Raw genomic sequence first — 20346 nt, forward strand, 5'->3', positions numbered from 1 at the left:
GCGCACGCCGACCACGCCAGCCACGCGGCCCACCCACCGAGCGCGCCGACGCGTCCCCGACCGTCGCCGCCCGCCGCGTCCGCACCCACCCAGGGAAGGGAGACCAGGTGACCCCGTCGTCCGCCGCGGTCCCGAGGAACGAGCAGGAAAGCCCCGCTGCCGCCGCCTTCGAGAGCGCCGCCGCCACCGTCGTCAACACCCGCCGCGCGCGCCACCAGCGCATCGCCGATCTGCTCGGGCGCCACCAGGTGCGCTCGCAGTCCGCGCTGGCCGAGCTGCTGGCGAGCGAGGGCTTCTCGGTCACCCAGGCCACGCTCTCGCGCGACCTCGACGAGCTCGGCGCGATGCGCATCCGCGACGCCGAGGGCAACCTGATCTACGCGCTGCGCAGCGAGGGCGGCGACGGGTCGCCCCGCCCCGCCATCGAGTCGGGCGAGCTCGAGACCCGGCTGCGCCGGCTGCTCGGCGAGCTGCTGGTCACCGCCGAGGGCTCGGCCAACCTGGTCGTGCTGCGCACCCCGCCGGGCGCGGCGCAGTTCCTGGCCTCGGCGCTCGACCACGCCGACCGCCACGGCGTCACCTCCGGGGTGATGGGCACCATCGCCGGCGACGACACCGTCCTGGTGATCTGCCGCGACCCGCTCGGCGGCCCCGACCTGGCCCGCCGGCTGAGCGAGGCGGCCCGCGGCTGAGTCCGACCGCCGATCCCGCCTGCCCCCGACTCCAGATTCGACCTTGATCCGGGCGCCGTCCGCCCACCTATGCCGGGCGCACGCGACACATGCCGCCCGCGAACCGGAAAGTTTCGACCATGACCGAACGCCAAGCACCTTCGAACCTGCTGTGGAGCTCGCGCTTCTCCAGCGGCCCGAGTGAAGCGCTGGCCGCGCTCTCCGCCAGCGTGCACTACGACTGGCGGTTCGCCCGCTACGACCTGGCCGGCTCGCGGGCGCACGCCCGGGCGCTGCACCGGGCCGGGCTGCTCACCGACGAAGAGCTCGAGGGCATGCTGACCGGGCTGGACAAGCTCGAGCAGGACGTCGTCTCCGGCGACTTCCAGCCCACGGTCGCGGACGAGGACTGCCACACGGCGCTCGAGCGCGGCCTGATCGAGCGGATCGGCCCGCAGCTCGGCGGCCGGCTCCGGGCCGGCCGGTCGCGCAACGACCAGATCGCCACGCTGCCCCGGATGTACCTGCGCGAGCACGCCCGCGTCATCGTCGCGCTGGTCAGCGACCTGCAGCAGGCCCTGACCGACCAGGCCGAGGCGCACTTCGAGGTGGCCATGCCGGGGCGTACCCACCTGCAGCACGCCCAGCCCGTCCTGCTCGCGCACCACCTGCTCGCGCACGTGCAGGGGCTCGGCCGGGACGTGGACCGGCTGCGTGACTGGGACCGGCGCACGGACTGCTCGCCCTACGGCAGCGGCGCCCTGGCCGGGTCCACCCTCGGCCTCGACCCGCAGGCCGTCGCGGCCGAGCTGGGCTTCAGCCGCAGCGCCGCGAACTCCATCGACGGCACGGCCTCGCGCGACTTCATGGCCGAGTTCGCCTTCGTGGCCGCGATGATCGGGGTGAACATCTCCAGGATCGCCGAGGAGGTGATCCTGTGGACCACCAAGGAGTTCGCCTTCGCGACGCTCGACGACGCCTACGCCACCGGCTCCTCGATCATGCCGCAGAAGAAGAACCCGGACATCGCCGAGCTCGCCCGCGGCAAGGCCGGCCGGCTCATCGGCAACGCCGCCGGCCTGCTGGCCACGCTCAAGGCGCTGCCGCTGGCCTACAACCGGGACCTGCAGGAGGACAAGGAGCCGGTGTTCGACTCCGTCGACACCCTCGAGGTGGTGCTTCCGGCCTTCTCCGGCATGATCACCACGATCGTCTTCCACGGCGAGCGGATGGCGCAGCTCGCCCCGCAGGGCTTCTCGCTGGCCACCGACGTGGCCGAATGGCTGGTCAAGCAGGGCATCCCGTTCAAGGTGGCGCACGAGGTGGCCGGCGCGAGCGTGCGCTACTGCGAGTCGCGCGGCATCGAGCTGTCCGACCTGACCGACGAGGACCTGGCCTCGATCGACGAGCGGCTGACGCCCGGCGTCAAGGAGGTGCTCACGGTCTCCGGTTCGATCGCCTCGCGCGACGGACGGGGCGGCACGGCGCCGGTGCGGGTGCGCGAGCAGCTCGACGAGGTGCGCGCGCTCATCGCCGAACAACGCGCTTGGCTGGATCAGTAGGCTAGAGGGGCCGCACCCCGGGGTGCGGCCCGAAGACCCGTCCCGGGCGGTCCCCGCCCGTCCTTCCGAGGGAAGTTGAGACCGTGACCACCGACATCGTCGATGAACTCCAGTGGCGGGGCCTGATCGCCCTGTCCACCGACGAGGAAGCGCTGCGCAAAGCCTTCGCCGACGGACCGGTCACCTTCTATTGCGGGTTCGACCCGACCGCGCCCAGCCTGCACATGGGCAACCTGGTGCAGCTGATCACGATGCGCCGGATCCAGGACGCGGGCAACCTCCCGCTCGGCCTGGTCGGCGGGTCCACCGGACTGATCGGCGACCCGAAGCCCACCGCCGAGCGGACGCTCAACTCCAAGGAGACCGTCGCGGAGTGGGTGGAGAAGCTGCGCGGCCAGGTCGGGAACATCCTGAGCTTCGAGGGCGAGTTCGCCGCGCGCATCGTGAACAACCTGGACTGGACGGCGCCGATCTCGGCGATCGACTTCCTGCGCGAGATCGGCAAGCACTTCCGCGTCGGCAAGATGCTCTCCAAGGACGCGGTGGCGGCGCGGCTGAACTCCGAGGCCGGCATCAGCTACACCGAGTTCTCCTACCAGATCCTTCAGTCGCTCGACTTCCTGGAGCTGTACCGCAACTACGGCTGCACGCTGCAGACCGGCGGTAGCGACCAGTGGGGCAACCTGACCGCGGGCGTGGATCTGATCCACAAGTCCGACGGCGGCACCGTGCATGTGATCGGCACGCCGCTCGTGACGAAGGCGGACGGGACCAAGTTCGGCAAGACCGAGACCGGCACGGTCTGGCTCGACCCGGACATGATGTCGCCGTACGCGTTCTACCAGTTCTGGTTGAACGCGGAGGACGCGAAGGTGGTCGAGTACCTCAAGATCTTCACCTTCCGCACCCGCGAGGAGATCGACGAGCTCGACACGGCCACGCGGGAGAAGCCGTTCCTCCGCTCGGCCCAGCGCGCGCTGGCCCAAGACGTCACCGCCCTCGTGCACGGCGCGGAGAACCTGCGCCGGGTGGAGGCGGCGAGCAAGGCGCTGTTCGGGCAGGGCGAGCTCGGCGAGCTCGACGAGGCGACGCTGCGCGCCGCGCTGGCCGAGCTGCCCACAGCCCAGGTGACGGAACTCAGGCCCGTGTACGAACTGCTCGCCGACACCGGGATCGTGGCCAGCCGCGGCGCCGCGCGTCGGGCGATCCAGGAGGGCGGGGCGTACCTCAACAACGCGAAGGTCGAGGACGTCGACGCGGCGCCCACGGAGGCCGACCTGCTGCACGGCCGGTGGCTGCTGCTGCGTCGTGGCAAGAAGACTCTCGCAGCTATCGAACTCGCACGCTGACCTGCGTCGATACCGAGTGTCACCGGACCCTCGGCGGGTTGAGTCAAGGCATGGATAGGCCGATTTGACTCAGTCCCGCCGGGGGCCTAATGTTCTCCGAGTCGCCACAAGCCCCCAGCCCGGAAACGGGATGGTGGTGTGTGTCGGTGGGAAAACCGTGCGGTAGAGCGCGGGGCGGATTTGATGGAAATCGGGCCGCTGAAACTCTGCTAAAGTAGAGATCACCGCGAGGGAAACGCAAGAAAACGAAGTACCTAGCGCGTGGCTGTTTCTTGAGAACTCAATAGCGTGTCATATTGAATCGTTGATGCCAATAGTTTTGAATTGGCTATGAATCCCGACCCCCGTCGGGATGTTTAGCCAGGTCATTGAATTCTTTTTTGGAGAGTTTGATCCTGGCTCAGGACGAACGCTGGCGGCGTGCTTAACACATGCAAGTCGAACGATGATCCGGTTTCGGCCGGGGATTAGTGGCGAACGGGTGAGTAACACGTGGGCAACCTGCCCTCCACTCTGGGATAACTCCGGGAAACCGGGGCTAATACCGGATATGACCTGGGGTCGCATGGCCTTGGGTGGAAAGTTTTTCGGTGGAGGATGGGCCCGCGGCCTATCAGCTTGTTGGTGGGGTGATGGCCTACCAAGGCGGTGACGGGTAGCCGGCCTGAGAGGGCGACCGGCCACACTGGGACTGAGACACGGCCCAGACTCCTGCGGGAGGCAGCAGTGGGGAATATTGCGCAATGGGCGGAAGCCTGACGCAGCGACGCCGCGTGAGGGATGACGGCCTTCGGGTTGTAAACCTCTTTCAGCAGGGACCAAGGGTGACTGAGTGTACCTGCAGAAGAAGCACCGGCTAACTACGTGCCAGCAGCCGCGGTAATACGTAGGGTGCGAGCGTTGTCCGGATTTATTGGGCGTAAAGGGCTCGTAGGCGGCCTGTCGCGTCGGGAGTGAAAGCCCACTGCTTAACGGTGGGTCTGCTTCCGGTACGGGCGGGCTAGAGTATGGCAGGGGAGACTGGAATTCCTGGTGTAGCGGTGGAATGCGCAGATATCAGGAGGAACACCGGTGGCGAAGGCGGGTCTCTGGGCCATTACTGACGCTGAGGAGCGAAAGCGTGGGGAGCGAACAGGATTAGATACCCTGGTAGTCCACGCCGTAAACGTTGGGCGCTAGGTGTGGGGACTGTTTCCACGGTCTCCGTGCCGGAGCTAACGCATTAAGCGCCCCGCCTGGGGAGTACGGCCGCAAGGCTAAAACTCAAAGGAATTGACGGGGGCCCGCACAAGCGGCGGAGCATGCGGCTTAATTCGATGCAACGCGAAGAACCTTACCAGGGCTTGACATGCACGGTGCACCTCTAGAGATAGAGGGTCCTTTGGGGTCGTGCACAGGTGGTGCATGGTTGTCGTCAGCTCGTGTCGTGAGATGTTGGGTTAAGTCCCGCAACGAGCGCAACCCTCGTCCTGTATTGCCAGCAGCATCTTCGGATGGCTGGGGACTTGCGGGAGACTGCCGGGGTCAACTCGGAGGAAGGTGGGGACGACGTCAAATCATCATGCCCCTTATGTCCTGGGCTGCACGCATGCTACAATGGCCGGTACAGAGGGCTGCGATACCGTGAGGTGGAGCGAATCCCGTAAAGCCGGTCTCAGTTCGGATCGGGGTCTGCAACTCGACCCCGTGAAGTCGGAGTCGCTAGTAATCGCAGATCAGCAACGCTGCGGTGAATACGTTCCCGGGCCTTGTACACACCGCCCGTCACGTCACGAAAGTCGGTAACACCCGAAGCCCATGGCCCAACCCTTTTAGGGAGGGAGTGGTCGAAGGTGGGACTGGCGATTGGGACGAAGTCGTAACAAGGTAGCCGTACCGGAAGGTGCGGCTGGATCACCTCCTTTCTAAGGAGCTTCTCGCTTCCGCCGGCTGTAGTGGCCGTCGTGGGGGCCAGACCCGCTTCACCGGCGAGTGTCCGGTGGCGGTGCTCATGGGTGGAAACATCGACGGTTCGGTCTCCTTCGGGAGCTCTGTGGCACGCTGTTGGGTCCTGAAGGGGCAGCCTCTGGCTGGTTCTTCGTCCGGGTCCGGATCGGGCGCTATACCGCCTGCACGTTTCGTGCGGGGTCTGGTGGTGGCCTTGGTGGTCTGGGGTTCGGTGGGGTGTTTGTGAACTGGATAGTGGATGCGAGCATCTGAATATCGCCGCCTTTGAGCGGCGAATCAAGTCTGTTCTCTGTGTGTGTAAGTGTTTAAGGGCGCACGGTGGATGCCTTGGTACCAGGAGCCGATGAAGGACGTGTCTGGCCGCGATAGGCCCCGGGGAGCCGCCGAGAGGGCTTTGATCCGGGGGTGTCCGAATGGGGGAACCCGGCACCCGTCATGGGGTGTCACCCTCGCCTGAATGTATAGGGCGAGTGGAGGGAACCCGGGGAAGTGAAACATCTCAGTACCCGGTGGAAGAGAAAACAACATGTGATTCCGTGAGTAGTGGCGAGCGAAAGCGGATCTAGCCTAAACCTTGTGCGTGTGATACCCGGCAGGGGTTGCGTGTGAGGGGTTGTGGGACGTGCCTGGATCGTCTGCCGGCGATCCGACGAGTAAGAAACCTGTGGTGTAGTCGAACGGCATGCGAGTGGCCGACCGTAGTGGGTGAGAGTCCCGTAGACGACATGCTGCAGGCTCGTGGCGCTGTTCCCGAGTAGCGCGGGGCCCGTGAAATCCCGTGTGAATCTGCCAGGACCACCTGGTAAGGCTGAATACTTCCTGGTGACCGATAGTGCACGAGTACCGTGAGGGAAGGGTGAAAAGTACCCCGGGAGGGGAGTGAAAGAGTTCCTGAAACCGTGTGCCTACAATCCGTCGGAGCGTCGTCTCACCGGTAGCGGTGGGCCGTGACGGCGTGCCTTTTGAAGAATGAGCCTGCGAGTTAGTGGCGCGTGGCGAGGTTAACCCGGGTGGGGTAGCCGTAGCGAAAGCGAGTCCGATAAGGGCGTTTATAGTCGCGCGTTCTAGACCCGAAGCGGAGTGATCTAGCCATGGGCAGGGTGAAGCGCCGGTAAGACGGTGTGGAGGCCCGAACCCACCAGGGTTGAAAACCTGGGGGATGACCTGTGGTTAGGGGTGAAAGGCCAATCAAACTCCGTGATAGCTGGTTCTCCCCGAAATGCATTTAGGTGCAGCGTTGCGTGTGCGTGCCGGAGGTAGGGCGCTGGATGGCCGATGGGCCCGACCAGGTTACTGACGTCAGCCAAACTTCGAATGCCGGTACGTTGAGCGTGGCAGTGAGACTGTGGGGGATAAGCTCCATGGTCGAGAGGGAAACAGCCCAGAACATCGACTAAGGCCCCTAAGCGCGTGCTAAGTGGGAAAGGATGTGGGACCGCGGTGACAACCAGGAGGTTGGCTTAGAAGCAGCCACCCTTGAAAGAGTGCGTAATAGCTCACTGGTCAAGTGGTTCCGCGCCGACAATGTAGCGGGGCTCAAGTACGCCGCCGAAGTCGTGTCAATGCCATGAGCCCGCCCCGGGTCGTTCCGGGGCCAGGTGTGGTGTTGGGTAGGGGAGCGTCGCATGTCCGGTGAAGCGGCCCTGTGAGGGAGTCGTGGAGGGCATGCGAGTGAGAATGCAGGCATGAGTAGCGAATCCACCGTGAGAATCGGTGGCACCGAATGACCAAGGGTTCCTGGGCCAGGCTGTTCCGCCCAGGGTGAGTCGGGACCTAAGGCGAGGCCGACAGGCGTAGTCGATGGACAACGGGTTGATATTCCCGTACCCGCTGTGGACCGCAAGGGCCGAGCCCCGTGATACTAAGCCCGCTGAAGATCGTGGAAGCCTTCGGGCCAAGCGGTGGGAGGCCGGTGACCTGATCGGGTAGTAGGCGAGCGATGGAGTGACGCAGGAAGGTAGTTCATCCCGGGCGGTGGTCGTCCCGGGCCAAGCAGGTAGGCCGGCTGGTAGGCAAATCCGCCAGTCATCAAGGCTGAGATGTGATGGGGAGCCCGTAGGGGCGAAGTGGATGATCCTATGCTGTCGAGAAAAGCTTCTAGCGAGGGACACGGCGGCCCGTACCCCAAACCGACACAGGTGGTCAGGTAGAGAATACCGAGGTGTTCGGGTGAACTGTGGTTAAGGAACTCGGCAAAATACCCCCGTAACTTCGGGAGAAGGGGGACCCGTGCTGGTGACGAGCTTCGCGCTCCGAGCTGGTGTGGGTCGCAGAGACCAGCGGGAAGCGACTGTTTACTAAAAACACAGGTCCGTGCGAAGCCGCAAGGCGATGTATACGGACTGACGCCTGCCCGGTGCTGGAACGTTAAGGGGACCCGTCAGCCTCACGGCGAAGCGGTGAACTGAAGCGCCAGTAAACGGCGGTGGTAACTATAACCATCCTAAGGTAGCGAAATTCCTTGTCGGGTAAGTTCCGACCTGCACGAATGGCGTAACGACTTCCCGACTGTCTCAACCACAGGCCCGGTGAAATTGCACTACGAGTAAAGATGCTCGTTTCGCGCAGCAGGACGGAAAGACCCCAGGACCTTTACTATAGCTTGATATTGGTGTCCGGGGCGGCTTGTGTAGGATAGGTGGGAGACTGTGAAGTCGTGGCGCCAGCCATGGTGGAGTCGTTGTTGAAATACCACTCTGGCCGTCTCGGGTGTCTAACCCGGGTCCGTGATCCGGATCGGGGACAGTGTCTGGTGGGTAGTTTAACTGGGGCGGTTGCCTCCTAAAGAGTAACGGAGGCGCCCAAAGGTTCCCTCAGCCTGGTTGGCAATCAGGTGGCGAGTGTAAGTGCACAAGGGGGCTTGACTGTGAGACTGACGGGTCGAGCAGGAGCGAAAGCTGGGACTAGTGATCCGGCGGTGGCTGGTGGAAGCGCCGTCGCTCAACGGATAAAAGGTACCCTGGGGATAACAGGCTGATCTTGCCCAAGAGTCCATATCGACGGCATGGTTTGGCACCTCGATGTCGGCTCGTCGCATCCTGGGGCTGGAGTAGGTCCCAAGGGTTGGGCTGTTCGCCCATTAAAGCGGTACGCGAGCTGGGTTTAGAACGTCGTGAGACAGTTCGGTCCCTATCCGCTGCGCGCGTTGGAGGATTGAGAAGGGCTGTCCCTAGTACGAGAGGACCGGGATGGACGGACCTCTGGTGTGCCAGTTGTCCCGCCAGGGGCATGGCTGGTTGGCTACGTTCGGAAGGGATAACCGCTGAAAGCATCTAAGCGGGAAGCCTGCTTCGAGATGAGTCCTCCCACCACCTTGAGTGGGTAAGGCCCCCTAGAGACCATGGGGTTGATAGGCCGGACATGGAAGCGCCGTGAGGTGTGGAGTGGACCGGTACTAATAGGCCGAGGGCTTACACACCCCAACATAGACTTTCTTGATCTTCTGCTTGCTCGCATCCACTAGCCGGTTCACAGGTACCCGGCCGCTCCCGCCCGGGAGTAGTTGCTAGGAAACCTGAATGACGTGCGGCGGTCATGGCGGCGGGGAAACGCCCGGTCCCATCCCGAACCCGGAAGCTAAGCCCGCCAGCGCCGATGGTACTGCCAGGGAGACCTGGTGGGAGAGTAGGACGCCGCCGCGCAACCCGTAGAGCTGTAGGCCCCCGGACCCGAAACGGTCCAGGGGCCTACAGCCATTTGACGACCCGTCTGTTTGCGCAGCGCGGAACGGATCCGAGGCGAGCCCGCCCAGCACCAGTCACCGAGGCGGCCTCCCCGAAAAGCTGCTCCCCGGAAAACACGCGATCCCCCGTCAGCCGGCCCGAGGCCGACCGCGGGGGATCGCGGTGGTGCAGATGGGGGGAGGCGGGAGCCTTTACTCCTCGTCCTCGTCCAGCAGCTCCTCCTCGTCGAGGTCGGAGTCGGAGAAGTCGGTGTCGAAGTTGACCGCGCGACGAGCGTCGGGGTCGAGCACGCCCCACTCGATCAGCAGGTCGACGAGCACCGAGGGCTGCAGGTCGAAGATGACGGAGAGCGTGCGCAGGTCGTCCTGGCGGATGGAGAGCACCCGGCCGTTGTAGTCGCCGCGCTGGCTCTGGATCGCCGCGACGTAGCGCAGCAGCGGGGCCGCCTTGTCCTCGCCGAGGTTCTGCAGGACCTCGAGGTTGAGCATGAGCTTCGGCGGGAGCTCGGCCGCGGCGTTGGGGCTGCCGCCCGGCAGGAGCTCGTGCACCGGCACCCCGTAGAAGTGCGCCAGCTCGGCCAGACGCTGCACCGTCACGGCGCGGTCGCCGCGCTCGTAGGAGCCGACGACGACAGCCTTCCAGCGACCCTGGGACTTCTGCTCGACCCCGTGCAGCGAAAGACCCTGCTGGGTCCTGATCGCGCGGAGCCGGGCGCCCAGCGCCTTGGCGTACTCGGTAGACATAGGATCTCCCCATCGAAGGCTCAGGTGGTTCGCGGTCAGCCGTCCCGGCGACCTTGACGGATGTTACGCAGAGTAATCTAGCTTCGTCAAGGCAGCAGGTCATCTGATGACCGGCGTTTCTATATCTGACAGCTTATGTCACGATCGAAGCCGTCTCGCACCCGCCTCCCTGGCTTAAACCCGTCGCCTGCGCCCCGCCGCGGCTGCTCCGCGCGACACCGGTCTGCTGCCTTTGGCCGAATCGGGGTCCGCTCTTGACACGGATTTGACCCGTGGCAACAGGTGATCAACCTCCCTGATAGGGTGGGCTGCGTCCGACGTCCTTTAAGTCCTGTCCTGTGAGGCAGGGAAGGGGGTCTGCTTCGGCATGACCGATGTGACCGTACCAGCGGCGAGTGACGCCGCATCCTCCGCGCCCGCGGCGCCGGCCCCGATGCGGGCCGTGCTCGACGCGGCCGCCGTGCAGCGGGCGTTGACCCGGATAGCGCACGAGATCCTCGAACGAACCCAGGGCGCCGACGACGCGGTCCTGCTGGGCATCCCCACCCGCGGCGCGCACCTGGCGCTGCGCCTGGCGCGGCAGATCGCCGCGGTCGAGGGACGCTCGCTGCCGCACGGCACTCTCGATGTCACCATGTACCGCGACGACCTGCGGCTCAAGCCCGCCCGCGCGCTCGGACGCACCGAGATCCCGGCCGGCGGGGTGGACGGCAAGCTGGTGGTCCTGGTCGACGACGTGCTCTTCTCCGGCCGCACCATCCGGGCCGCGCTGGACGCGCTCGGCGACCTCGGCCGGCCCCGCGCCGTCCAGCTCGCCGTCCTGGTCGACCGCGGGCACCGGGAGCTGCCGATCCGCGCCGACTACGTCGGCAAGAACCTGCCCACCGCGCAGCGCGAGACGGTCCAGGTGCGCCTGGCCGAAACCGACGGCGCGGACGCGGTGCTGCTCGGCACCAAGGCGGACCAGTCCCGGGAGGGAGCGCGATGACCGGCCACCGCAGCCATCTGCTGTCCACGGCGGACCTCTCCGCCGACGACGCGACGCTCATCCTCGACACCGCGGCCGAACTGGCCCGGCTGGCCGACCGCCCGATCAAGAAGCTGCCGACGCTGCGCGGGCGCACCGTGGTCAACCTCTTCTTCGAGGACTCCACCCGCACCCGGATCTCCTTCGAGACCGCGGCCAAGCGGCTGAGCGCGGATGTGATCAACTTCTCCGCCAAGGGTTCGAGCGTGTCCAAGGGCGAGTCGCTCAAGGACACCGCGCTCACCCTCGAGGCCATGGGCGCCGACGCCGTGGTGGTGCGGCACTGGGCCTCCGGCGGCGCGCACCGGCTCGCTCACGCCGGCTGGATCCGCAGCGCGGTCGTCAACGCCGGCGACGGCACGCACGAGCACCCCACCCAGGCCCTGCTCGACGCCTACACCCTGCGCTCGCGGCTCGGCGGGCTCGACGGCCGCCGCGTCACCATCGTGGGCGACGTGCTGCACAGCCGGGTGGCCCGCTCCAACGTCCGGCTGCTGGCGACGCTCGGCGCCGAGGTCACCCTGGTGGCCCCACCCACGCTGATGCCTTTCGGCGTCGAGGGCTGGCCCTGCTCGACCTCCTACGAGCTCGACCCGGTGCTGCCCAAGAGCGACGCGGTGATGATGCTGCGGGTCCAGCGGGAGCGGATGGACCAGGCGTTCTTCCCGACCGAGCGCGAGTACTCGCGCCGCTACGGCCTGCAGGCCGAGCGCATGGCCCTGCTGCCCGAGCACGCGGTGGTCATGCACCCCGGCCCGATGAACCGCGGCCTGGAGATCTCCGCCGAAGTGGCCGACTCGGCCCGCTCCACCATCACCGAGCAGGTCGCCAACGGCGTCTCGGTCCGCATGGCGGTGCTCTACCTGCTGCTCGGCGGCAGCGAACCGGCGATCGGCACCGAGGACGAGGGAGAGCGGCGATGAGCCGGAACTGGACTGTGAAGGGCGCCGCCGTGCTCGGCGGCACCCCGCGCGACCTGCACGTGCGCGACGGGCTGATCGTGGAGGCGGCCGCACCGGACGCCACCGTGATCGACGCCGCCGGGCTGATCGCGCTGCCCGGCCTGGTCGACCTGCACACCCACCTGCGCGAGCCGGGCCGCGAGGACGCCGAGACCGTGCTGACCGGCACCCGCGCCGCGGCCGCCGGCGGCTTCACCGCCGTGCACGCGATGGCCAACACCGACCCGGTCGCCGACACCGCGGGCGTGGTCGAGCAGGTCTGGCGGCTCGGCCGCGAAGCCGGGTACTGCGACGTGCAGCCGGTCGGCGCGGTCACCGTCGGCATCGCCGGCGAGCGCCTGGCCGAGCTCGGCGCGATGGCCGACAGCGCGGCCCGGGTACGGATCTTCTCGGACGACGGGCACTGCGTCTCGGACGCCGCGCTGATGCGCCGTGCGCTGGAGTACGTCAAGGCCTTCGGCGGTGTCGTGGCGCAGCACGCCCAGGAGCCGCGGCTGACCGAGGGCGCCCAGATGAACGAGGGCGAACTCTCCGACGTGCTCGGCCTGCGCGGCTGGCCCGCGGTCGCCGAGGAGGCGATCATCGCGCGCGACGTGCTGCTGGCCGCGCACACCGGCTCCCGGCTGCACGTGTGCCACCTGTCCACCGCCGGCTCGGTAGAGATCGTGCGCTGGGCCAAGTCCAAGGGCTACCCGGTCACCGCCGAGGTCACCCCGCATCACCTGCTGCTGACCGAGGACCTGGTGCGCGGCTACGACCCGGTCTACAAGGTCAACCCGCCGCTGCGCACGAAGGACGACGTCGAAGCCGTGCGCGCGGGGCTGGCGGACGGCACCATCGACGTCGTCGCCACGGACCACGCGCCGCACCCGGTCGAGGCCAAGGACTGCGAGTGGGCCGTGGCCTCCATGGGGATGCTCGGCCTCGAGACGGCGCTGTCGGTAGTGCAGCAGACGATGGTGGAGACCGGCCTGCTCGACTGGACCGGCGTCGCCGACCGGATGTCGGTGGCCGCCGCCCGGATCGGCTCGCTCCAGGGCCACGGCCGTCCGCTCGAGCCCGGCGAGCCGGCCAACCTGACCCTGCTCGACCCGGCCGCGCGCCGGGTGATCGAGCCGAAGGCCCTGCACTCGCGCTCGCGCAACACGCCCTTCGCGGGGCTCGAACTGCCCGGCGCCGTCCACGCGACCTTCCTGCGCGGCACGGCGACGGTGCTCGACGGAAAGGTGGTGGAGCGGTGAGCCTCGCTGCTCCGGCGTCCACGTCCACGATCCTGCTCGCCGCCGGCGAGCACAGCGCCCCGGTGACCCAGCTCGCCGCGCGTATCGGGCTCAGCGTGCTGCTGCTGGCGGTCTTCGCCGGCCTGTGCGCGCTGATGTGGCGCGGCTACCAGCGCCGGGCGCAGCGGCAGGCCGACGTGCCCGCCCCCGCGTCCGCGGCGCCGAACCCGCTCGATCCGGCCGACGGCGTGGAGGGCGTGTATGCGTCCACCACCACGCACGGCGACTGGCTCGACCGGATCGCCGTGCACGGCCTCGGCGTGCGCTCGAACGCATGGGTCTCGGTGAACGGCGAGGGCGTGTTCTTCGCCCGCGAGGCCGCGCCGGACCTGTTCATCCCGGCCGTCGACGTGGTGGGCGCCGAGCTCGCCCCGGGCATCGCCGGGAAGGTCACCGGCGGCACCGGCGTGGTGCTGGTGACCTGGCGGCTGGGCGAACGGACCCTCGACACCGGCTTCCACCCGCGCGCCAAGGCCGACCGGGACGCGCTGGTCGACGCGATCAACTCCCTGACCAAGGAAGGAACGTCCGCGTGACCAGCGAGACGCACACCCCGCACACCCGTGAGGAGGCCGTGCTCGTCCTCGAGGACGGCCGCACCTTCCGCGGCGAAGCATACGGAGCCGTGGGCGAGACCTACGGCGAGGCGGTCTTCTCCACCGGCATGACCGGCTACCAGGAGACCCTCACCGACCCCTCCTACTGCGGACAGGTCGTCGTGATGACCGCTCCGCACGTCGGCAACACCGGCGTCAACGACGAGGACCCCGAGTCCCGCCGGCCCAGCCCCGACTCCGGCCGGATCTGGGTGTCGGGCTACGTCGTGCGCGACCCGGCCCGGCGCCCCTCGAACTGGCGCTCGCGCCGCACCCTGGACGAGGAGCTGCGCACCCAGGGCGTGGTCGGCATCAGCGGCATCGACACCCGCGCGCTCACCCGGCACCTGCGCGAGCGCGGGGCGATGCGGGTGGGCATCTTCTCCGGCGTCTCCGCCCAGGCAGACCCGGCCGCGCTGATGCAGCGGGTGCTGGCCAGCCCGGAGATGGCCGGCGCCGACTTCGTCGGCGAGGTCACCACGGCGGACCCGTACGTCATCGAGCCGGCCGGACCGCACCGGTTCACCGTCGCCGCGATCGACCTCGGCATCAAGACCATGACGCCCGAGCGGATGGCCGAGCGGGGCATCCGGGTGCACGTGCTGCCCGGCGACGCCACCCTCGAGCAGGTGCTCGCGGTGAACCCGGACGGCGTCTTCTTCTCCAACGGCCCCGGCGACCCGGCCACCGCGCACGGCCCGGTGGCGCTGGTGCAGGGCCTGCTCGAGCAGCGCAAGCCGGTGTTCGGCATCTGCTTCGGCAACCAGATCCTCGGTCGCGCGCTCGGCTTCGGCACGTACAAGCTCAAGTACGGCCACCGCGGCATCAACCAGCCCGTGCAGGACCGGCTGACCGGCAAGGTCGAGGTCACCGCGCACAACCACGGCTTCGCCGTGGACGCCCCGACCGACCGCGTCGCCGAGACGCCGTTCGGCCGGGTCGAGGTGAGCCACGTCAACCTCAACGACGGCGTGGTCGAGGGGTTGCGCTGCCTGGACGCCCCCGCGTTCTCGGTGCAGTACCACCCCGAGGCCGCGGCGGGACCGCACGACGCGGCGTACCTGTTCGACCGGTTCACCGACCTGATGACGCAGCACCGGAACGAGACTGAGAAGGGCGGGGCCTGATGCCGCGGCGGGAAGACCTCACATCGGTGCTGGTGATCGGCTCGGGGCCGATCGTCATCGGCCAGGCCTGCGAATTCGACTACTCGGGCACCCAGGCGTGCCGGGTGCTCAAGGCCGAGGGCCTGCGCGTGGTCCTGGTCAACTCGAACCCGGCCACGATCATGACCGACCCCGAGTTCGCCGACGCCACCTACGTCGAGCCGATCACCCCGGAGTACGTCGAGAAGATCATCGCCAAGGAGCGCCCGGACGCGCTGCTGCCCACCCTCGGCGGCCAGACCGCGCTCAACACCGCGGTCTCGCTGGCCAAGTCCGGCGTACTGGAGAAGTACGGGGTCGAGCTCATCGGCGCCGACATCGACGCGATCGAGCGCGGCGAGGACCGGGAGAAGTTCAAGGGCATCGTCGAGCAGGTGGGCGCCGAGTCGGCCCGCTCGGTGATCTGCCACTCCATGGACGACTGCCTGGCCGGGGTCGAGGAGCTCGGCGGCTACCCCGTCGTGGTGCGGCCCTCGTTCACCATGGGCGGCGCGGGCTCCGGCTTCGCGCACGACGAGGCCGACCTGCGCCGCATCGCCGGCACCGGCCTGCAGCTCTCGCCCACCACCGAGGTGCTCCTGGAGGAGTCCATCCTCGGCTGGAAGGAGTACGAGCTCGAGCTCATGCGGGACCGGGCCGACAACGTCGTGGTGGTCTGCTCGATCGAGAACCTGGACCCGATGGGCGTGCACACCGGCGACTCGATCACCGTCGCCCCGGCGATGACCCTGACCGACCGCGAGTACCAGCGGCTGCGCAACATCGGCATCGACATCATCCGGGCCGTGGGCGTGGACACCGGCGGCTGCAACATCCAGTTCGCGGTCAACCCGGCGGACGGCCGGATCATCGTGATCGAGATGAACCCGCGGGTCTCGCGCTCCTCCGCGCTCGCCTCCAAGGCCACCGGCTTCCCGATCGCGAAGATCGCCGCGCGCCTCGCCGTGGGCTACACCCTGGACGAGATCCCCAACGACATCACCCGGGAGACCCCGGCGTCGTTCGAACCCACCCTCGACTACGTCGTGGTGAAGGTCCCGCGCTTCGCCTTCGAGAAGTTCCCGCTCGCCGACGCCAGCCTGACCACGACCATGAAGTCGGTCGGCGAGGCGATGGCGATCGGGCGCAACTTCCCGGAGGCGCTGCAGAAGGCGCTGCGCTCGCTGGAGAAGAAGGGCTCTGAGTTCACCTTCGCCGGCGAGCCGGGGGAGAAGGCCGGGCTGCTCGCGAAGGCCGCGATCCCCACCGACGGCCGGATCAACACCGTGATGCAGGCGCTGCGCGCGGGCGCGAGCCTGGAAGAGGTCTTCGACGCCACGAAGATCGACCCCTGGTTCATCGACCAGTTCGAGCTGATCCACGAGGTGGCGCAGGAGCTCTCCGAGGCCTCCGACCTGACCCCGGTGCTGCTGCGGCGGGCCAAGCGCTACGGCTTCTCCGACGCGCAGATCGCCGAGATCCGCAGCATGCCGGAGGCGGTCGTGCGCGCCGTGCGGCACGCGCTCGGTGTGCGGCCGGTGTACAAGACGGTCGACACGTGCGCGGCCGAGTTCGCCGCGTCCACCCCGTACCACTACTCCTCGTACGACGAGGAGACCGAGGTGGCCCCGCGGGAGCAGCCCGCGGTGCTGATCCTCGGCTCGGGCCCGAACCGGATCGGCCAGGGCGTCGAGTTCGACTACTCCTGTGTGCACGCGTCCTTCGCGCTGCGCGACGCCGGCTACCAGACGGTCATGGTCAACTGCAATCCGGAGACCGTCTCGACCGACTACGACACCTCCGACCGGCTCTACTTCGAGCCGCTCACCCTGGAGGACGTGCTCGAGGTCTACCACGCCGAGGCGCAGGCCGGCCCGGTCGCGGGCGTGATCGTGCAGCTCGGCGGCCAGACCCCGCTCGGGCTGGCCCAGCGGCTGAAGGACGCCGGCGTGCCGATCGTGGGCACCAGCCCCGAGGCGATCCACCTGGCCGAGGAGCGCGGCGCGTTCGGCCGGGTGCTCGAGGAGGCCGGGCTCAACGCCCCCAAGCACGGCACCGCGTTCTCGTTCCACCAGGCCAAGGGCATCGCGGACGAGATCGGCTACCCGGTGCTGGTGCGCCCGAGCTACGTGCTCGGCGGCCGCGGCATGGAGATCGTCTACGACGAGCCCTCGCTCGCCTCGTACCTCGAGCGCCACGCCGGCCTGATCTCCGAGCACCCGGTGCTGGTCGACCGCTTCCTCGACGACGCCATCGAGATCGACGTGGACGCGCTGTTCGACGGCGAGGACCTCTACCTCGGCGGCGTGATGGAGCACATCGAGGAGGCCGGCATCCACTCCGGCGACTCGGCCTGCGCCCTGCCGCCGATCACCCTGGGCGGCTTCGACGTCAAGCGGCTGCGCGCCTCCACCGAGCAGATCGCCCGCGGCGTCGGGGTGCGCGGGCTGATCAACATCCAGTTCGCCCTCGCCGGGGACATCCTCTACGTGCTCGAGGCCAACCCCCGCGCGTCGCGCACGGTCCCGTTCGTGTCCAAGGCCACGGCGGTGCCGCTGGCCAAGGCCGCCGCGCGGATCTCGCTCGGCGCCACGATCGCGCAACTGCGCGCCGAGGGCCTGCTCCCGGCCTCCGGCGACGGCGGCACCCTGCCGCTGGACGCGCCGATCGCGGTCAAGGAGGCCGTGATGCCGTGGTCGCGCTTCCGCACCCCCGACGGCCAGGGCGTGGACGTCGTGCTGGGCCCGGAGATGAAGTCCACCGGCGAGGTCATGGGCATAGACGCCGATTTCGGCACCGCGTTCGCCAAGTCCCAGGCCGGGGCCTACGGCGCGCTGCCGACCAAGGGCCGGGTCTTCGTGTCCGTGGCCAACCGGGACAAGCGCTCGATGATCTTCCCGGTCAAGGTGCTGGCCGACCTCGGCTTCGAGATCCTGGCCACCGAGGGCACCGCGGAGGTGCTGCGCCGCAACGGCATCCACACCACGCCGGTGCGCAAGCAGTACGAGGGCACCGGCCCGGGCGGCGAGCCCACCATCGTGCAGCGGATCCTGGCCGGCGAGGTCGACCTGATCATCAACACGCCCTACGGCGTCGGCCCGCGGCTGGACGGCTACGACATCCGCACCGCCGCCGTCTCCACCGGCAAGCCGTGCATCACCACGGTGCAGGGGCTCGCCGCCGCGGTGCACGGCATCGAGGCGCTGCGCCGCGGCGACATCGGCGTCGGCTCCCTGCAGGAGCACGCCGAGCGGCTGCAGGCGCACCGCGACGGGACGGCGTGATGCTCTACCAGGCCCTGTTCCGGTCCGTCTTCTACCGGATGGACCCGGAACGCGCCCACCACCTCGGCTTCGGCGCGATCCGCGCCGCGGCCGCGGTGCCCGGCGCGGCCCCGGTGCTGCGCCGGGCGCTCGGGCCGAACGACCCGGCCGCGCGGGTCAAGGCGATGGGGCTGGCGTTCCCCGGCCCCTTCGGCCTGGCCGCGGGCTTCGACAAGAACGCGGTCGGGATCGACGGCCTGGCCGCCCTCGGCTTCGCGTTCGTCGAGGTCGGCACCGTCACCGGGCAGCCCCAGCCGGGCAACGCGGCGCCGCGGCTGTTCCGGCTGACCAAGGACCACTGCCTGATCAATCGGATGGGCTTCAACAACCAGGGCGCGGACGCCGTCGCCGACCGGCTGGCCAAGCGGGTCGAGCGGCTGCGCCGCCGTGGCCGGCAGAGCCCGGTGATCGTCGGGGTGAACATCGGCAAGACGAAGGTGGTGCCCGAGCAGGACGCCATCGCCGACTACGTGCACTCGGCCGGCGCGCTCGCCCCCTACGCCGACTACCTCACCGTCAACGTCTCCTCGCCGAACACCCCCGGCCTGCGCAATCTGCAGGCCGTGGAGGTGCTCAGGCCGCTGCTGCTGGCGGTCCGCGAGGCGGCGAACCGGGCGGTGCCGGAACGCCGCGTGCCGCTGCTGGTCAAGATCGCTCCCGACCTCGCCGACGAGGACGTGACCGCCGTCGCCGACCTGGCCGTGGAGATCGGCCTGGACGGGATCATCGCGACCAACACGACCATCGCCCGGGACGGCCTTGCCACGCCGCGCGACCAGGTCGAGGCCTGCGGCGCCGGCGGACTGTCCGGCCCGGTGCTGCGGCCCCGCGCGCTGGAGGTGCTGCGGATCCTGCGCGCCCGGGTCGGCCCGGAGATGACGCTCATCGGCGTCGGCGGGATCACCACCGCGCGCGACGCCCGCGAGTTCCTCGACGCCGGCGCGACCCTGCTGCAGGGCTACACCGGCTTCATCTACCAGGGTCCGTTCTGGGCCCGCCGGATCAACCGCGGCCTCGGCCGCGCCAGCGCGGACGGGCCCGCCGGAACCCCGTCGGCGCACCGGAACCAGACCGGCCACGGGAGGACGCAGTGACCCACACGCCGACGACGCAGGCGGGCGGCGGGAGCGGTGCCGCGGTGCCCCCGCGCCCGGAGGAGACCTTCGGCGCGCGGCTGCGCAAGGCCCTGGACACCCGGGGCCCGCTGTGCGTGGGCATCGATCCGCACGCCGCCCTGCTGGGCGCGTGGAGCCTGCCGGACTCGCCGTCCGGCCTCGAGCGCTTCGCGCTCACCATGGTCGAGGCGCTGGCCGACCGGATCGCGGTGCTCAAGCCGCAGTCCTCGTTCTTCGAGCGCTTCGGCTCGGCCGGCATCGCCGTGCTCGAGCGCACCGTCGCCGAGGCCCGCTCGGCCGGCGCGCTGGTGATCCTCGACGCCAAGCGCGGCGACATCGGCTCGACGGTGGAGGCCTACGCGGACGCGTACCTGGACCCGTCCTCGCCGCTGTTCTCCGACGCCGTGACGGTCTCGCCCTACCTGGGCTTCGGCGCCCTCGAGCCCTTCCTCGGCGCCGCCGAACGCAACGGCTGCGGCGTGTTCGTGCTCGCCTTCACCTCCAACCCGGAAGGCGCCTCGGTCCAGCGGGCCGCGACGCCCGACGGCCGCACCGTCGGCGGCGCGATCCTGGCCCAAGCCGCCGAGCGCAACGGGACGGCCGCGCCGATGGGCCCGATCGGCGCCGTCATCGGCGCGACGCTCACCGACCCGATCCCGTTCGACCTCGCCACCCTCAACGGCGCCCTGCTCGCCCCGGGCCTCGGTGCCCAGGGCGCGACCCCGCAGGATCTGCGCGCCGTCTTCGGCGAAGCGCTGCCGAACGTGATCCCGTCGATGTCGCGCGAGGTCCTGCGCCACGGCCCCGACGTCCCCGTGCTGCGCCGTGTGGCTCGGCAGGCCGTCAAGGACTGCCGCATCGCCCTCGGCTACGCCCACCCGACGGACTGAGCCGGACCCGACGGACTGTGCCCGACCCGGCGGGGGGAGCGGGTCGAGCGGCA

The 20346-nt window shown here is 68.8% G+C and carries 12 protein-coding genes and 3 rRNA genes; 14 read left to right on the forward strand and 1 reads right to left on the reverse strand.

What is annotated here, in order from left to right; all coding sequences use genetic code 11:
• Positions 1-107 precede the first annotated feature (107 nt).
• The 6 genes from ACTRO_RS33775 (at position 108) to rrf (ending at position 9170) form a co-directional block, all read left to right on the forward strand.
• Complete coding sequence (locus tag ACTRO_RS33775; protein WP_034269723.1) at positions 108-692, forward strand: arginine repressor; 585 nt, start codon at positions 108-110, stop codon at positions 690-692.
• Between the two features lie 119 nt (positions 693-811).
• A complete protein-coding gene (argH, locus tag ACTRO_RS33780; RefSeq protein ID WP_034269725.1) occupies positions 812-2233 on the forward strand; it encodes an argininosuccinate lyase in 1422 nt (473 codons plus the stop codon).
• Positions 2234-2316: 83 nt separating this feature from the next.
• On the forward strand, positions 2317-3582 hold the full coding sequence (gene tyrS, locus ACTRO_RS33785) for a tyrosine--tRNA ligase (RefSeq protein ID WP_034269728.1): 1266 nt from the start codon (positions 2317-2319) through the stop codon (positions 3580-3582).
• Between the two features lie 377 nt (positions 3583-3959).
• Positions 3960-5486: ribosomal RNA gene (locus ACTRO_RS33790) — 16S ribosomal RNA — on the forward strand.
• A gap of 338 nt (positions 5487-5824) precedes the next feature.
• A 23S ribosomal RNA gene (locus ACTRO_RS33795) occupies positions 5825-8947 on the forward strand.
• Between the two features lie 106 nt (positions 8948-9053).
• Positions 9054-9170 (forward strand): 5S ribosomal RNA (rrf, locus tag ACTRO_RS33800).
• The 16S, 23S and 5S rRNA genes sit together here, the layout of an rRNA operon.
• 233 nt (positions 9171-9403) lie before the next feature.
• On the opposite strand, the gene bldD is transcribed toward rrf, so the two are convergent.
• Complete coding sequence (gene bldD, locus ACTRO_RS33805; protein WP_051451790.1) at positions 9404-9955, reverse strand: transcriptional regulator BldD; 552 nt, start codon at positions 9953-9955, stop codon at positions 9404-9406.
• Positions 9956-10388: 433 nt separating this feature from the next.
• Here bldD and pyrR point away from each other — a divergent pair, with 433 nt between their 5' ends.
• Genes pyrR through pyrF form a run of 8 tightly spaced genes read left to right on the forward strand, consistent with a single transcriptional unit; the run spans position 10389 to position 20293 of the window.
• Complete coding sequence (gene pyrR, locus ACTRO_RS33810) at positions 10389-10943, forward strand: bifunctional pyr operon transcriptional regulator/uracil phosphoribosyltransferase PyrR (RefSeq protein WP_051452571.1); 555 nt, start codon at positions 10389-10391, stop codon at positions 10941-10943.
• Positions 10940-11905, forward strand: a complete 966-nt coding sequence (locus ACTRO_RS33815) for an aspartate carbamoyltransferase catalytic subunit (protein ID WP_034269734.1) — start codon at positions 10940-10942, stop codon at positions 11903-11905. Before pyrR ends, ACTRO_RS33815 begins: the two co-directional genes overlap by 4 nt.
• Complete coding sequence (locus ACTRO_RS33820) at positions 11902-13185, forward strand: dihydroorotase (RefSeq protein WP_034269737.1); 1284 nt, start codon at positions 11902-11904, stop codon at positions 13183-13185. The genes ACTRO_RS33815 and ACTRO_RS33820 overlap by 4 nt, the downstream gene beginning before the upstream one ends.
• Entirely contained in the window at positions 13182-13760 is a 579-nt protein-coding gene (locus ACTRO_RS49995; RefSeq protein WP_051451791.1) for a PH-like domain-containing protein, read from the forward strand. Before ACTRO_RS33820 ends, ACTRO_RS49995 begins: the two co-directional genes overlap by 4 nt.
• The gene (carA, locus tag ACTRO_RS33830; RefSeq protein ID WP_034269740.1) at positions 13757-14947 is read left to right on the forward strand and encodes a glutamine-hydrolyzing carbamoyl-phosphate synthase small subunit; all 1191 of its coding nucleotides are present in this window, start codon (positions 13757-13759) and stop codon (positions 14945-14947) included. Before ACTRO_RS49995 ends, carA begins: the two co-directional genes overlap by 4 nt.
• Positions 14947-18249 carry a carbamoyl-phosphate synthase large subunit gene (gene carB / locus ACTRO_RS33835; RefSeq protein ID WP_034269743.1) on the forward strand — a complete coding sequence of 1101 codons (3303 nt, stop codon included), beginning with the start codon at positions 14947-14949 and terminating at the stop codon, positions 18247-18249. Before carA ends, carB begins: the two co-directional genes overlap by 1 nt.
• Positions 18249-19382: a quinone-dependent dihydroorotate dehydrogenase gene (locus tag ACTRO_RS33840; protein WP_084316715.1), complete on the forward strand. Its 1134-nt coding sequence runs from the start codon at positions 18249-18251 to the stop codon at positions 19380-19382. Before carB ends, ACTRO_RS33840 begins: the two co-directional genes overlap by 1 nt.
• Positions 19383-19426: 44 nt before the next feature.
• Positions 19427-20293, forward strand: a complete 867-nt coding sequence (gene pyrF, locus ACTRO_RS33845; RefSeq protein WP_034277962.1) for an orotidine-5'-phosphate decarboxylase — start codon at positions 19427-19429, stop codon at positions 20291-20293.
• Positions 20294-20346 lie beyond the last annotated feature (53 nt).

Source organism: Actinospica robiniae DSM 44927 (assembly GCF_000504285.1).
Lineage (GTDB): Bacteria > Actinomycetota > Actinomycetes > Streptomycetales > Catenulisporaceae > Actinospica > Actinospica robiniae.